General features: G+C 72.5%; 13 protein-coding genes. 5 read left to right on the top strand and 8 right to left on the bottom strand.

Features of this window, described 5'->3' with window-relative positions; translation table 11 throughout:
* Positions 1–25: 25 nt before the first annotated feature.
* Positions 26–937 carry a helix-turn-helix domain-containing protein gene (locus tag IF28_RS0114720; RefSeq protein ID WP_030219270.1) on the top strand — a complete coding sequence of 304 codons (912 nt, stop codon included), beginning with the start codon at positions 26–28 and terminating at the stop codon, positions 935–937.
* A 76-nt stretch (positions 938–1,013) separates the two neighbouring features.
* Here the strand turns inward: IF28_RS0114720 and IF28_RS0114715 are convergent, their stop codons facing one another.
* The 5 genes from IF28_RS0114715 to IF28_RS0114695 form a co-directional block, all read right to left on the bottom strand.
* On the bottom strand, positions 1,014–2,420 hold the full coding sequence (locus tag IF28_RS0114715; protein ID WP_030219267.1) for a glycoside hydrolase family 16 protein: 1,407 nt from the start codon (positions 2,418–2,420) through the stop codon (positions 1,014–1,016).
* 334 nt (positions 2,421–2,754) lie between these two features.
* Positions 2,755–4,863 (bottom strand): MMPL family transporter, encoded by a 2,109-nt coding sequence (locus IF28_RS0114710; protein ID WP_030219264.1) that lies wholly within the window; start codon positions 4,861–4,863, stop codon positions 2,755–2,757.
* Positions 4,864–4,993: 130 nt separating this feature from the next.
* A complete protein-coding gene (locus IF28_RS0114705) occupies positions 4,994–5,665 on the bottom strand; it encodes a response regulator (protein WP_030219261.1) in 672 nt (223 codons plus the stop codon).
* Positions 5,662–6,867 (bottom strand): sensor histidine kinase, encoded by a 1,206-nt coding sequence (locus IF28_RS0114700; protein WP_030219256.1) that lies wholly within the window; start codon positions 6,865–6,867, stop codon positions 5,662–5,664. The genes IF28_RS0114705 and IF28_RS0114700 overlap by 4 nt, the downstream gene beginning before the upstream one ends.
* Before the next feature lie 33 nt (positions 6,868–6,900).
* Entirely contained in the window at positions 6,901–7,692 is a 792-nt protein-coding gene (locus IF28_RS0114695; protein ID WP_030219253.1) for an IclR family transcriptional regulator, read from the bottom strand.
* 102 nt (positions 7,693–7,794) lie between these two features.
* Between IF28_RS0114695 and IF28_RS0114690 the strand changes: the two genes are divergently transcribed.
* Positions 7,795–9,132: a 6-phospho-beta-glucosidase gene (locus IF28_RS0114690; protein ID WP_030219250.1), complete on the top strand. Its 1,338-nt coding sequence runs from the start codon at positions 7,795–7,797 to the stop codon at positions 9,130–9,132.
* A 166-nt stretch (positions 9,133–9,298) separates the two neighbouring features.
* Here the strand turns inward: IF28_RS0114690 and IF28_RS0114685 are convergent, their stop codons facing one another.
* Positions 9,299–10,435, bottom strand: a complete 1,137-nt coding sequence (locus tag IF28_RS0114685; protein WP_030219247.1) for an ATP-grasp domain-containing protein — start codon at positions 10,433–10,435, stop codon at positions 9,299–9,301.
* A 233-nt stretch (positions 10,436–10,668) separates the two neighbouring features.
* On the opposite strand from IF28_RS0114685, the gene IF28_RS0114680 reads away from it, so the two are divergent.
* Positions 10,669–11,526: a metallophosphoesterase family protein gene (locus tag IF28_RS0114680; protein ID WP_030219244.1), complete on the top strand. Its 858-nt coding sequence runs from the start codon at positions 10,669–10,671 to the stop codon at positions 11,524–11,526.
* Positions 11,523–12,200, top strand: coding sequence for a 4'-phosphopantetheinyl transferase family protein (locus tag IF28_RS0114675; protein WP_030219242.1), 678 nt, complete (start codon positions 11,523–11,525; stop codon positions 12,198–12,200). The genes IF28_RS0114680 and IF28_RS0114675 overlap by 4 nt, the downstream gene beginning before the upstream one ends.
* Before the next feature lie 29 nt (positions 12,201–12,229).
* Here the strand turns inward: IF28_RS0114675 and IF28_RS0114670 are convergent, their stop codons facing one another.
* Positions 12,230–12,466, bottom strand: a complete 237-nt coding sequence (locus tag IF28_RS0114670; protein ID WP_030219239.1) for a hypothetical protein — start codon at positions 12,464–12,466, stop codon at positions 12,230–12,232.
* Positions 12,467–12,568: 102 nt separating this feature from the next.
* On the bottom strand, positions 12,569–13,225 hold the full coding sequence (locus tag IF28_RS0114665; RefSeq protein WP_030219234.1) for a helix-turn-helix domain-containing protein: 657 nt from the start codon (positions 13,223–13,225) through the stop codon (positions 12,569–12,571).
* A 223-nt stretch (positions 13,226–13,448) separates the two neighbouring features.
* Between IF28_RS0114665 and IF28_RS0114660 the strand changes: the two genes are divergently transcribed.
* Entirely contained in the window at positions 13,449–14,108 is a 660-nt protein-coding gene (locus IF28_RS0114660; RefSeq protein WP_030219231.1) for a hypothetical protein, read from the top strand.
* Positions 14,109–14,171: the final 63 nt, after the last annotated feature.

The following is a 14,171-nucleotide window of genomic DNA, read 5'->3' as shown; positions in this document are numbered from 1 at the left end:
ACGGGCAGGGCGGAGCGAAACGGACATGAGACGGCCGGGGCGGGCGGACCGCGCGGAATCGGGCGACGGCGACTGGATCAGGACCTTCCCCTTCCCGGTGGACCGGACCGTCCTCGGGGTCGGCATGCAGATCGCCCCCATGGACCCCGGCCACGGCTGGCGCGCCGACGCACCGCCGGACCGGGTGCACCGCATCGACTTCCACATCGTGCTGCTGCTCGACGGCGGACCGGTCCGGCACATGATCGACTTCACCGAGTACGAGGCCACGGCCGGCGATCTGCTGTGGATCCGCCCCGGGCAGGTCCACCGCTTCTCCCGCGGCGGCGGGTACCGCGGAACCGCCCTCGCCATGCAGCCCGGCTTCCTGCCGCGCGCCACCGTCGAGGCGACCGGCCTCTACCGCTACGACCAACAGCCCCTGCTCCGCCCCGACCCGGCACAGCTCGGCGCGCTCAGGGCGGCCCTCGGCCAGCTGCGCCGCGAGTACGAGGACACGGCCACGCTGCCGTTGGGCCTCCACACGGCCGTACTGCGCCACTGTCTGACCGCGTTCCTGCTGCGCCTCGCCCATGTCGCCGCCGGCCCGGCGCAGGCGGAGGCGGACCGGCGGGTCACCGGCACCACCTTCACCCTGTTCCGGGACGCCGTGGAGCACGGCTTCGCCACCCACCACAGCGTCAGCGCCTACGCCGACGGACTCGGTTGCTCCCGCCGCACCCTCCTGCGCGCGGTGCGCGCCGCCACCGGGCAGACCCCCAAGGCGTTCATCGACAAGCGGGTGGTCCTGGAGGCCAAGCGTCTCCTCGCCCACACCGGCCTGCCGATCGGCCGCGTCGGGGCGGCGGTCGGCTTCCCGGACGCGGCGAACTTCTCCAAGTTCTTCCACCAGCACACGGGTACGACCCCGGCGGCGTTCCGCGCGGAACTGCGCTGACGGAAGAGGGCCCCACGCGGGTGCGTGGGGCCCTCTTCGGATCCCGGCCGAGGAGGGCCGGGTGTGGGGGGTGGGATCAGTGGCCGAAGGTGAACCAGTTGACGTTCACGAAGTCCGAGGGCTGACCGCTGGTGAAGGTCAGATAGACGTCGTGGGTGCCGGTCACGTTGCTGATGTTCGCCGGGATCGTCCGCCAGGACTGCCAGCCGCCCGTGTTGCCCACCGCGAAGCTGCCGATGGGCGCGTTGCTCCTGCTGTCCAGCCGCACCTCGACCAGACCGCTGACACTGGCGCCCGCACCGCTCGCCACCCGCGCGGAGAACTGCCGGGCCGGGTTCGAACCGAAGGTGACCCCCTTGAACTGCAGCCAGTCACCGTTGGCGAGCGCGCCCACGTTCTGCCCGCCGCCGGAGTCCGAGGTGCTCTCGGTCATCGTGCCGCCCTGGCCGTCGTACGACTCGGCCTGGATGGTGCCGTAGGCGTCACGGCTGCCCGGCGTACCGGGGTCGCCGCCGTTCCCGCCGCCGGAGGTCAGCACCTGTACGTAGTCGACGAGCATCGAGTGCCCCGGCTGGGTGCCCGAGTCCGGGCCGCCGCCGAAGGCGTCCGGGAAGCCGCCGCCCATCGCCACGTTCAGGATGATGAAGTAGCCGTGGTTGGTGGCGTTCGTCCAGGTCGTCGCGTCGACCTGGTTCTCCCGCACGGTGTGGAAGTTGTTGCCGTCGAGGTAGAAGCGGATCTCCTCCACGCTCGTCGAACGGTCCCACTCCATGCGGTAGGTGTGGAAGCCGGCCTGACAGGTCGTGCCCTGGCAGGTGGTCGAACTGCCGATACCGCTGGTCTCGTTGCACGGGCCGCCCGGGGATGTGCCGCAGTGCATCGTGGCGAACACGGTGTTGTTGCCCTGTGTGTTCTCCATGATGTCCAGCTCGCCGACCGCGGGCCAGTTCCAGTAGTTGCCGCGGTAGGGGGCGCCCAGCATCCAGAAGGCCGGCCAGTAGCCCTTGGCGGCGGCGCCCGTGACGTTCGGCACCTGGATACGGCTCTCCACACGGAGCTTGCCGCCGGCCGGGGGCTGGAAGTCGGTGCGTTTCGTCTCGACCCGGCCCGACGTCCAGTTGCCGGAGCCGTCGCGGCGCGGGGTGATACGGAGGTTGCCGTTGCCGTCCAGCGAGACGTTGTCCGCGTTGGACGTCATCGTCTCGATCTCACCGGTGCCCCAGTTGGAGGGGCCGCCCGGGTAGCCCTTGCCGGTCGCGTACTGCCAGTTGGCGGTGTTGACGCCACTGCCGGCGGAGCCGTTGAAGTCGTCGACGAAGACCTGGGTCCAGCCGGAGGGGGGAGTCGGAGCGGAGGCGCTCGCGGGGCTCGCGGTCGCCGCGGCGCCTGCCGCGAGGGCGAGCGTGCTGACGACGGCGAGAACGGCCCGCCGCAGGGGCCGGGATCTGCGGGATCTGCGGGGTGTGCCGGGGGAGTCACTCATGTGGGGTAGCCCTCTCGGGTTCGAGTGCCGGATGTCTTTGAGAGCGCTCTCACAGTGACGCCAATGTGCTCCGTGCTTCCGGCGGCGTCAAGAGGTGTAACGGAGAAAGTGGTTGAGGGCGGGGGGAGTTCAGGTTCCGAATGGATGCGAATGCGGGCAACGTGGGGGGTTGCCGCCGGGCGGGTGGGGGCTGGTCGCGCAGTTCCCCGCGCCCCTGAAGGGGCGCGGGGCTGTGCCGACAGCGGCTCTGCCGCGCGGGCGCGAACGGGGGTCTGGGGGCGGAGCCCCCAGGGACGGGACGGGAAGGGGCGGCGGGGGCGAAGACAGCCCCGGCCTACACCCCCGTGGGTACCCGCCGCTTCGGCTCCTCCGACGGCTCCTCCCGCAGGCCGAAGCGGTCGTGCACCCGCCGCAACGGCGCCGGCGCCCACCACGCGACACGTCCGAGCAGCGACATCGTCGCCGGAACCAACAGCATCTGCACGACGGTCGCGTCGATGAGCACGGCCAGCGTGAGCCCCAGCCCGATCTGCAGGATCGGCGAGAACCCACCCGTCATGAACGCGGCGAAGACGACCGCCAACAACAGCGCCGCACAGGTCACCACCCGCCCGGACCGCCGCAACCCGTCCACCACGGCCCCGGCGTCGTCCCCCGTCCGCTCCCGCGCCTCCCGCATCCGCGCCAGAATGAACAGCTCGTAGTCCATGGCCAGCCCGAACGCGATGGCGACGATCAGCGGCGGCGCGGTGAGACTCAGCGCCCCCAGCCCCTCCGCGCCCAGCAGCCCCGCCAGATGCCCGTCCTGGAACACCCACACCACCGCGCCCAGTGCCGCTCCCAGACTCAGCAGCGTCGTCACGATGGTGCGCAGCGGCAGCAGCACGGACCCGGTGAACGCGAACAACAGCACGAAGATTCCGACCAGTACGGTCAACGCGGCCCACGGCGCCCGGTCCGCGAGCATCTCGCGGAAATCGACCAGCCGGGCGGCGGGCCCGGTGACCTCGACCGGCGCGTCGCCGCGTACGTCCCGCACCCGCTCGACCAGGTCGGTGGCCTCCTTGCCGTCCGCCTCCCCGGGCGGCCGGATCTCCAGCACCGAGGCTCCGCCCGGCAGTTCACGGACAGCCGCCCCCGGAGACAACGCGCGGATCCCCTCGACGACCCCGGCATCGGCACCTGGCCGCACCACCACGGTCACCGGCGTCACCCCCGCACCGGGCGGAAAATGCTCACCCACGGTGTCATGCAACTGCCGCGCCTCACTGCTCGTGGGCAACTGCCGCGCATCCCCGATGGCGATCTTCATCCCGGCCACCGGCACCGCCAGCACCAGCAACACCGGTACGGCCACGGCCAGTACGGCGAAACGCCGCCGCGCCGCGAAACGGGCGAGCCGCGCGAAGACCCGACCCTCCTCACCGTCCGCGGGGACCTTCGCCGGCGGAATCCGCCCGCCGAACCGGGCCAGCAGCGCCGGCAGCAGGGTGAGCGCCGCCAGCATGTCGATGACGACGACCGCGGCGACCGCGAGGCCCATGCTCCGCAGGAACACGCTCGGGAAGACCAGCAGCCCGGTCAGGCTGACGGCCACCGTGAGCCCGGAGAACAGCACCGTCCGCCCGGCCGCCGCGACCGTACGGTGCACCGCCTCGACGACGTCCTCGGTGTGCCGCCGCTCCTCCCGGAACCGCATCACCATCAGCAGGGCGTAGTCCACGGCGAGCCCGAGCCCCAGCATCGTCGTCACCTGGATCGCGTACACGGAGATGTCCGTGACCCCGCTGAACAGGAACAGCGCCAGGAACGCGCCCGCGATCCCGCTGACCGCGACGACCAGTGGCAGCAGCGCCGAGCGCAGCCCGCCGAACACCACGAGCAGCAGCGCCAGCACCACCGGCAGGGAGACGATCTCCGCGAACTTGACGTCCTCCTGGGCCTGTTCACTGAGCTGCTGCCCGAGCAGCGGGCCACCGCTGACCTGGACGTCGGGCGCGTCGATCTCCCGGAGCCGGTCGGCCGCCGCCTCGAGCGTGTGCTCCTCGGCGTCGTCGTCCAGACCACCCTCGAGCGTGACGGGGACGATCAGCGCCTTCCCGTCCTCGGCGAGAAGTCCGGGCGTGGTGTACGGGTCGGGCACGGCGGCGACCCCGGCGACCTTCCGGACGTCGGCGACGGCCCGCTCGACCTCGGCGCGCAGCGTCGCGTCCGAGACGGCGGTGCCGGCCACCACGCCGGTGATCGACTCGCCCGCCGGGTCGGTCCGGTCCAGGTACTGGGCGGCCGAGTCCGACTCGGTTCCGGGCACTTCGGGCACATTGTCGGAGAGCCGGGCGAACACGCCCGTCCCGAGGCCGAAGCCCAGTAGCAGAAAGAGCCCCCACAGGAGCATCACGGTCAAGGGGCGGCGGGTGGCCGCCCGGGCGAGTGCGGAAAGCACGGTCCCTCCCGGCGGATGGTGGTTCGTCATCGACTCACAGAGTCGTCCCGCGGGGCGGTGCGGCGGATCGCCAGAGGGAGCGGTTTGCGGGCCTCGCCCGTACGGGGGAGACGGCCCGGGGACTCACTCCTCAGGGGGAGCCGGGGACGATCAGCCCCGTCTCGTAGGCGCAGATCACCGCCTGCACCCGGTCCCTGAGAGCGAGCTTGCCCAGCACGTTGCTGACATGGGTCTTGACGGTGTGCTCGCTGACGAACAGGGTCGTCGCGATCTCCGCGTTGGACAGTCCCCGGGCCAGCAGCCGCAGCGTCTCCACCTCGCGGGCGGTGAGCGCGTCCAGCCGCTGCGGGGTCGCCGTCTCGGCGATGGCCCGTTCCCGGCGGCGCCGCACGATGTCCTCGACCAGCCGCCGGGTCACCGCGGGCGCGAGCAGCGAGTCACCGGCGGCGACGACGCGCACCGCGTGCACGAGGTCGTCCCGGCGGACGTCCTTGAGCAGGAAGCCGCCCGCACCGGCGTACAACGCCTCGTACACGTACTCGTCCAGGTCGAACGTGGTCAGCATGACCACCTTGCAGCTCGACTGCGCGCACACCAGGCGGGCCGCCTCCAGGCCGTCCATCACCGGCATGCGGATGTCGAGCAGCAGCACGTCCGGGGCGTGCCGGTGGACCGCGGCGACGGCCTCCTCGCCGTTCCCGGCCTCGCCGACCACCTCGATGTCGTCCTGCGCGTCGAGGATCATGCCGAAACCGGCCCGCACCAGCTCCTGGTCGTCGGCGACGACCACCCGGATGCTCACCCGAGGGCCCCCTCCCGGTCGGCGGCCACCGGCAGCCGTACCACCACGCGGAAACCGCCGTCCGGGCCGCTGCCGGTCTCGGCGCTGCCCCCGCAGGCGGCGGCCCGCTCCCGGATGCCGATCAGCCCGTGCCCGCCGACCGGGGCGGACGGACCGCGTCCGTCGTCCGTCATCGTGAGGGTCACCCCGTCCTCGGTCCAGTCCAGCTCCACCACGGCGCGCGAGGCACGGGCGTGCTTCACGGTGTTGGTGAGGGCTTCCTGGACCACACGGTAGGCGGCGATCTCCGTGTCCGACGACAAGGGGCACGGTTCGCCCGTGGTGCGCAGTTCGGTGTGCAGCCCCGTGGAGTCCCCCACCTGGCTCACCAGCAGCGGAAGCGCCGCCACGCTCGGCTGCGGCATCCGCCCGGTCACCCCGCCGTCCGGCCGCTCCTCCTTCAACACCCCAAGGATACGCCGTAGTTGAGCCATGGCGTCCCGGCCGGTCTCCGCGATCGTTTCGAAGGTGGCCTCCGCCCGCTCCGGATCCTTGCGCACCACCACGGGTCCGGCCTCCGCCTGTACGACCATCAGGCTCACCGCGTGCGCCAGGATGTCGTGCATGTCCCGGGCGATACGGGCGCGTTCCTCGGCGCGGGCCCGCGCGGTGTCCGCGGTCCGCTGTCCCTCCAGCCGGCGGGCCCGGTCCTCCAGCTCGGTGGTGTAGGCGCGTTGGACCCGGGCGAGCATCCCGAGGGCGTAGGCGCAGACGATGCCCATCAGATGGAAGGCGTACTCGAAGGGCTCCTTGTCGGCCTGGTGCTGCATGGTGGAGACGACGCCGACGATCCACCCCGTGAGCATGAGCCGTCGCTGCCAGGGCCTGGCGAGGGCGGCCATGGTGTACAGCACGACCATCCCGCCGTACATCACGTCCGGCGGGGGAGCGTGGTACAGCGCCTGCGCCGGGGTGGCCGCCGACACGGCCCACCCGGACGCCCAGGGCGCCCGCCGCCGCCACACCAGCGGTACGGCCGTGGCGGCACCGAGCAGCCAGCCCCCGAGGCTCAGCGGGTCGTCCCCCTCGTCGGGGAACATCCATTGCAAGGACACGGCGAACAGCACGATCGCGGCGACCGCGACATCGAGCGCGTACGGACTCGCCGCACGCCAGCGCGCGACGACCGGCACGAAAACGGACCGAACGGACCGCAGGGACATGAACGGCTCCTCGAGGCGGGGGCCGTCCCAGTATCACGAGCGCCCGAGGGCCGAGTCCTCACCGGTGAGAGGGATTTCGGGCGCCGGATGCCACCCCAGGGCGCGTGAGATGCCGCGGCCGGCGAGGCGTACGGCCGGGACCAGGGCCGGGACCCGGGCGCCCGCCTCCGGGACGACGACCGAGATCGCCGCGGTGACCGTGCCGGTGGGGTCGCGCACCGGGGCCGCCACCGACAGGGCGTCCCGGGTGATCTGGCGGTCGCTGACCGCGACGCCGGTACGGCGGACCTCCGCCAGTGTGCGGCGCAGCAGGGCGGGTTCGGTGATGGTGTACGGGGTGAAGGCGGCCAACGGGCCCGCGCAGTACGTGTCCTGGAAGGCGGGGGCGCAGTGCGCGAGCAGGGCGAGGCCCACCCCGGTGGCGTGCAGCGGCCAGCGTCCGCCGACCCGTATGTGCACGCCGACCGCCGACCGCCCCGACAGCCACTCGGTGTAGACGACCTCCCGCCCGTCGCGCACCGCCAGCTGCACGTTCTCGTGCGTCGCCTCGTACAGGTCCTCCAGATACGGCAGCGCCACCTGCCGCAGCGCCGGTCCGCGCGGGGCGAGCGCCGCCAGCTCCCACAGCCGCAGCCCCACGTGATACGTCCCCGACGCGTCCCGCTCCAGCGCGCCCCAGCGGGTCAGCTCACCCACCAGCCGGTGCGCCGTGGACAGGCTGAGCCCGGCCCGGCGGCCGATGTCCGTCAACGTGAGCGCCGGATGCCCGTGGTCGAACGCGGCGAGCACGGACAGCAGACGGTCGGACGCGGAACGGCTGGTCATGACCGGCTGTCCTCCACAGGGTCGGGTCGGCGGAGGGTACCGCCGCCGCGGCCGCGCCGCGAGTAGGGTCGACCCGGTTCGTCGTGGTCGGAAGGTGCGGATGTGAAGCTGACGATTCTGGGCGGCGGGGGCTTCCGCGTCCCACTGGTGTACGGGGCGCTGCTGGGGGACCGAGCCGAGGGGCGGGTGACCCATGTCGTCCTGCACGACGTGGACGCCGGACGGCTGCGCGCGATCGCCCGCGTGCTCGCCGAACAGGCCGCCGGGGTGTCCGACGCGCCCGAGGTGACCGCCACCACCGACCTCGACGAGGCCCTGCGCGGCGCGGACTTCGTCTTCTCCGCGATCCGCGTCGGCGGCCTCGAAGGCAGGGCGCACGACGAGCGGGTCGCCCTCGCCGAGGGCGTGCTCGGCCAGGAGACGGTCGGCGCGGGCGGCATCGCCTACGGTCTGCGCACCGTCCCGGTCGCCGTGGACATCGCCCGGCGGGTGGCCCGCCTCGCCCCCGACGCCTGGGTCATCAACTTCACCAACCCCGCGGGGCTCGTCACCGAGGCCATGTCCCGCCACCTCGGCGACCGCGTCATCGGCATCTGCGACTCACCGGTCGGCCTCGGCCGCCGTATCGCCCGGGTGCTCGGCGCGCGGCCGCGCGAGGCGTGGGTCGACTACGTCGGGCTCAACCACCTCGGCTGGGTGCGCGGCCTGCGCGTCGCCGGCCGGGACGAACTCCCGCGCCTGCTCGCGGACCCGTCTCTGCTCGGCTCCTTCGAGGAGGGCCGGCTCTTCGGCACCGAATGGCTGCGTTCGCTGGGCTCGATCCCCAACGAGTACCTGCACTACTACTACTTCAACCGTGAGGCCGTACACGCCTACCAGGAGGCGAAGCGGACACGCGGCGCGTTCCTGCGCGACCAGCAGGCCCGCTTCTACGCGGGGGTGGCCGACACCGCCGTGCCCGCACTGGACCTGTGGGACCGGACACGCGCCGAACGCGAGGCCACGTACATGGCCGAGAACCGGGAGACGGCCGGTGCGGGCGACCGTGAGGAAGAGGATCTGTCCGGCGGCTACGAGGACGTGGCGCTCGCGCTGATGCGGGCCGTCGCCCGTGACGAACGCACCACCCTGATCCTCAACGTCCGTAACCGGGGCACCCTCTCACCGCTGGACGCGGAGGCAGTGATCGAGGTTCCGTGCCTGGTGGACGCGAGTGGCGCGCACCCCGTCTCCGTCGATCCGCTGCCCGGTCACGCCATCGGCCTGGTCTGCGCCGTCAAGGCCGTCGAACGCGAGGTGCTGGCCGCCGCCCGGTCCGGTTCGCGTGAGACGGCCGTCAAGGCGTTCGCCCTGCATCCGCTCGTCGACTCCGTGAACGTGGCCCGCCGGCTCGTCGACGGCTACACCGCCGCCCATCCGGGCCTCGCGTACCTCGGCTGACCTGCCCGGCTCGGGTCGGCCGGTCGCCCCCCGTGACAGCGGCCGACCGACCCGAGCCCCCCGTTCCCCCGTGCTCCCCCCGGCGGCTTCCCCAAGTCGCCTTCATCATCAAGAGTCCGCACCGCGGCCCCTGATACACCCCTGGCGGAGATTTTCTGGAGAATTTCTAGAGGCCGATCCTCTGGGTCGGCGCGCCCGTCGCCGTCCGCGGCTCCACGGGCGGTGCCGGGGCCGGTACGGCGGCCAACGCGCCCGCGTCGGCCCGCTGGTGCGGCAGCGACACCGGCAGCAGCGGGCGCGGCCCGGACACCACCGAGTAGTCCTGGCCCAGGAACGGCGGCGTGATCTCGCCCGGATCGTCGCCGAGCGCCAGCCGTACCGCCGCCCACGGGGCGTTCACCCCGCACAGCGACAGCTGGTGCAGTCCGCCCGCGGGGCGCGTGTTGACGTCCATGAGCACGGGCCGGTCGCCCAGCATCCGGAACTGGATGTTGGACAGATGGTGCAGCCCGAACCCCTCGGCGATCCGCCGGGCCGGCTCCAGCCACTGCTCGTGCAGCGTGAACCCGCGCCGCCGGCCGTTCTTCGTCCGCCCCACCGCCATCCGCACCCGGTTGTCCGTGCCGGTGAGGCAGTCCACCGACACCTCGGGCTGCTCCAGCCGGGGCATCACCAGCCAGTCCACCGGCTCCTGAGCCGACCGCAGCGCCTCCAGCACCAGGTGCAGCGGCACGTACGGGCTCGGGAAACCGTTCAGCTGGCTCAGCGAGTAGGGGGCTCGGGTGATCACCCGGAAGCCCACCCCGCCCGCGCCGGACGCCGGCTTGAAGCAGGCCAGGTGGCCGCCCGCCTCCAACTCCTCCACGGCCGCCTCGAGTTCGCCCGCGCTCCGGACCCGCCACCAGGGCGGTACGGGCACCCCGATCGCCTGGACCGCCTCATAGGCGATCACCTTGTCGTGGAACACGGCCACCGCCTCGGGCGGCGGCGCCAGCAGCGCCGTACCGACCGCCTCGAAGTCGGCGCGTTGCGCGACGATCGCCGACTGGTGCAGCCGGGGCACGAAGACATCGATGCCACGCCGCTCGCACTGGGCGAGCGCGTATTCGACGTACGCCGCCGGTGACAGCCCCTCGGGCTCCGGTTCGGCGGTGTCGGCGGCGGCCAGCACGGGGGAGTCCGGGTCGCCGTGGGTGGCATGGATCTCGACGGCCCGGTCGCTGGGATTTCGCCTCAGCTGATCCATGAAGAACACGTTCTCCGCGTACGTGCGGTTGAGCCAGACGCGTACGCGAGAGACCATGCAGGCCGCCTTTCACGGTTCACGGGCAGGGCTCAGCGGCCCGTTGCCCGGGCAAACATATGGAGGGTCACCGAACCGCCTGCGCGAAGGGCGTTTCCCGGCGGTGGTGTCGGGGCAGACTATACGGCCTCCCGGACCGTTCCCGTACCACACCCGGTGACGGTCCTGCTTGTTCCCGTGCACGCGATGTGGTCTCTTGGTGACGTTCGTGACGGCTGGAGGAGCGACGGGTGATGTCGGGAAGAGACGGCGGCGGACAGCTGTGGGCCATCAGCGACCTGCACATCGGCTACGCCGAGAACCGTGCCCTGGTCGACGGCATGCGGCCCGGGTCCGACGAGGACTGGCTGATCGTCGCCGGTGACGTGGCGGAGACCGTGGAGGACATCGGCTGGGCGCTGAAGACCCTGGCCGGCCGGTTCGCCCAGGTCGTCTGGGTACCCGGCAACCACGAACTGTGGACCCACCCCAAGGACCCCGTCACCCTGCGCGGCGTCGCCCGCTACGAGCACCTGGTCGCACACTGCCGCGACCTCGGGGTGCTCACCCCCGAGGACCCGTACCCCGTCTGGGACGGCCCCGGCGGCCCGGTCGCCGTCGCCCCGCTGTTCCTCCTGTACGACTACTCGTTCCTGCCGTCCGGCTGCGCCACCAAGGACGAGGGGCTCCAGTACGCGTACGGCACCGGGGTGGTCTGCACCGACGAGCGGCTGCTGCACCCCGACCCCTACCCGAGCCGGGAGGCCTGGTGCCGGGCCCGGGTCGCCGAGACCGAACGCCGGCTGGCCGAGGTGCCGGACGGGCTGCCGCTCGTCCTCGTCAACCACTGGCCGCTGCACCGCCACCCGACCGACGTCCTGTGGTACCCCGAGTTCGCCATGTGGTGCGGCACCACGCTCACCGACGACTGGCACCGCCGGTTCCCCGTCCACACCATGGTCTACGGCCATCTGCACATCCCCCGCTCCACCCGGCAGGACGGCGTCCCCTTCGAGGAGGTGTCGGTGGGTTACCCGCGCGAATGGCGCAAACGGGACCAGCCGCCGGGGCGGCTGCGCCGGATCGTGCCGCGGGAGGACGAGGGGCGATGATCGAGGAACTGCTGCCGCCGACGGTGGTCGCCGTCGAGGCCTACGGCGACGAGGGCGTGGACGCCCCGCTGTACCCCGAGGAGGAGGCGCTGCTGCGGCGCGCCGTCGCCAAGCGCCGCCGCGAGTTCACCGCCGTACGGTCCTGCGCCCGCGCCGCCATGCGCAAGCTCGGCTTGCCGGAGCGGCCCGTGCTGCCCGGTGAGCGGGGCGCCCCCGGCTGGCCGGACGGGCTGACCGGCAGCATGACCCACTGCCAGGGCTACTGCGCCGCCGCCCTGGTGCGCGCGGCCGACCTGGCCTCCCTCGGCATCGACGCCGAGCCGCACGGGCCGCTGCCCGGGGGCGTGCTGCCCTCCGTGGCGCTTTTGGCGGAGGCGACGCGGCTCGCCGGGCTGGCCGAGGAGCTGCCCGACGTGCACTGGGACCGGTTGCTGTTCAGCGCCAAGGAGTCCGTCTACAAGGCGTGGTTCCCCCTCACCGGGAAGTGGCTGGACTTCATGGAGGCCGACCTCGACCTCCACGCCGACCCCGGCGAGCGGACGCGCGGCGGCTTCCGCGCCACCCTCCTCGTCCCGGGCCCGCGGGTGGGCGCCCGCGTCGTCGACCACTTCAGCGGCCGCTGGACCGTCCAGGGCGACCTGGTCGCGACGGCGGTCGCCGTACCCCACGGCTGAACGGCGCGGCGACCGCCGCCGCGTACGCCCTACGGCTCCGGATGCCAGTCGCGCACCATCCGGAAGAACGCCTCCTCGTTCCCCGCCAGCCCCGCCCGCGCCAGGGCCGTCTCCGCCTCGGCGAGTACGGAGGGCGGCACCATCGGAGGGCCGGGGACACCCGGCGGGTCCGGCCGGGTGTCGAGGGCGGCGCGCACCGTGTGCAGCAGCCGCAGATAGGCCTGGACGGCGGTGCGCTCGCGGTCGGTCGGTACGGCGGTCGTCATCGCTCGGATCTCCCCGTGTCGCGTTCGGTGACAGGTCGACTCCAGCTTGCCGCCCACCACTGACAATCGGGCATCACCGCAGGCCGTCAGGGCCTGTTCGGCTCAGGACCTGGGCCGCTGCACGCTCTCCAGCAGCATGTCCAGCCACTCCGCGACCTTGTCCCGGTGCTGGTCGGTGGGGAGTTGGGCGGCCCGCCAGGCGATGCCGCGCACCCCGTGGTCCTGCAGCAGCCGCTCCAGCGGGTCGTCGGCCGGCGCGGCGGCCGCCCGCTCCCGGTCCGCGAGCTTCTGCAGCAGTTCCTGCTCGGTGTGCTGGAGCGCGCCCGCGAGCGCCTCCGGGTCCTCGGCGGTGAGGAAACCGGCGTGCACCCGGAAGAACCGCTGGATGGCGTCGCAGTGCTCCATGGTGGGCCGCCGGTCGCCGTTGATCAGCGCACCGGCCTGCTGACGGGACATGCCCGCGCCGTCGGCGATCTCCTGCTGGGTGTACCTGCGGCCGTTCGGCTTCAGCCGGGTCCGGCGCAGCAGGTCCAGCCGCTGCACGAACCGCGCCTGCACATCGGGTTCACCCGCGAGGCGGCTGCCCAGCAGCGCCTTCACCACGGACTCCGGTACGCCGGAGGCGGCGGACAGCCGGCCGGTGTCGAAGACCTCGGTGTGCGCCACGCCGAGCCGGTCGGCGAGTGCGGTGACCCGGGCGACGACGGCCGGCAACGCGGTCGTCGGCACACTGCCCGGAACCTCGAGGCCACCCGTCACCGAAAGATCTCCTAGGTCTCTCACAGGCTTCTCACAAGCGATCGCCGTGAACGTCACGGAGACTAGCCGTTGTCTCGAACTCACATCCAGGTCTCGCCACAACTGTGGCCAATTTCGGCCGTCAACAGGCACGAAATGCCACGATAGTTGACACGCTTCCCCTGTGGGCAGCAGGATCGGGGCGCCGCGTCAGGGCCGCACAGGCAAGAGGGGTGACCTCCCGATGGCACATCAGGCAGGAGGGCAGCGGCCGGTACCGCGGCCCGCCCCCGGGACTCCCGACGTCCAGGCCTATCTGCGGGACTACGCCGCGCTCCTGGAGGCATGCCCCTTCCCCTCCCTGGTCGTCGACCACCGCTGGGGCGTGCTGCTCACCAACACCGCGTTCCGGACACTTTTCCGGGACGTCGAACCGCACCCCACGGCGCTGCCCTGGGACAACTTCCTGCGCTTCGTCCTCTTCCACCCCGACGCGGCCACGGTCCTCGGCGACCACGAGGCCGGCTGGTGCCTGCCGATGCTGGCCCACTTCGCCAAGACCGTCGAGCGGTACGGCCACGACCGCGGGCTGCAGGCCATCCGCCGCGACATCGGCCAGGACCCCATCATGGAGGCCGCCTACCGGCACGGACTGCCGCACTGGCTGCGGGCCGTGGGCGAGCGTGCCGCCGAACACGACGGATCCGTACGGCCGTTGCTGCATCCCGACCCGCGCTGGGGCGCCACGGACTGCCGCCTCGTCGTGGAGACGACACCGACCCTCGCCGAGCTGGACTGCGCCCGGCTGACGCTCGTACTGCGGGAGACCCACCGCGCTCCGTCCGGGCACCGCAGGTCCCGGCGCGCCGCATCACACCTGCGCGTGGTCCACGCCGCCGACTGACCCGGCCCCGCGCCGGCGCCGTCCGTCCTCTTCCCGGCATCAGTGCTGTGTGACATAGTACTG

This window comes from Streptomyces sp. NRRL WC-3626 (assembly GCF_000718785.1).
GTDB classification, from domain to species: Bacteria; Actinomycetota; Actinomycetes; order Streptomycetales; family Streptomycetaceae; genus Streptomyces; species Streptomyces edwardsiae.
Note: the sequence above shows the minus strand (reverse complement) of the source record. Positions and strands in the feature narration are given on the sequence as shown.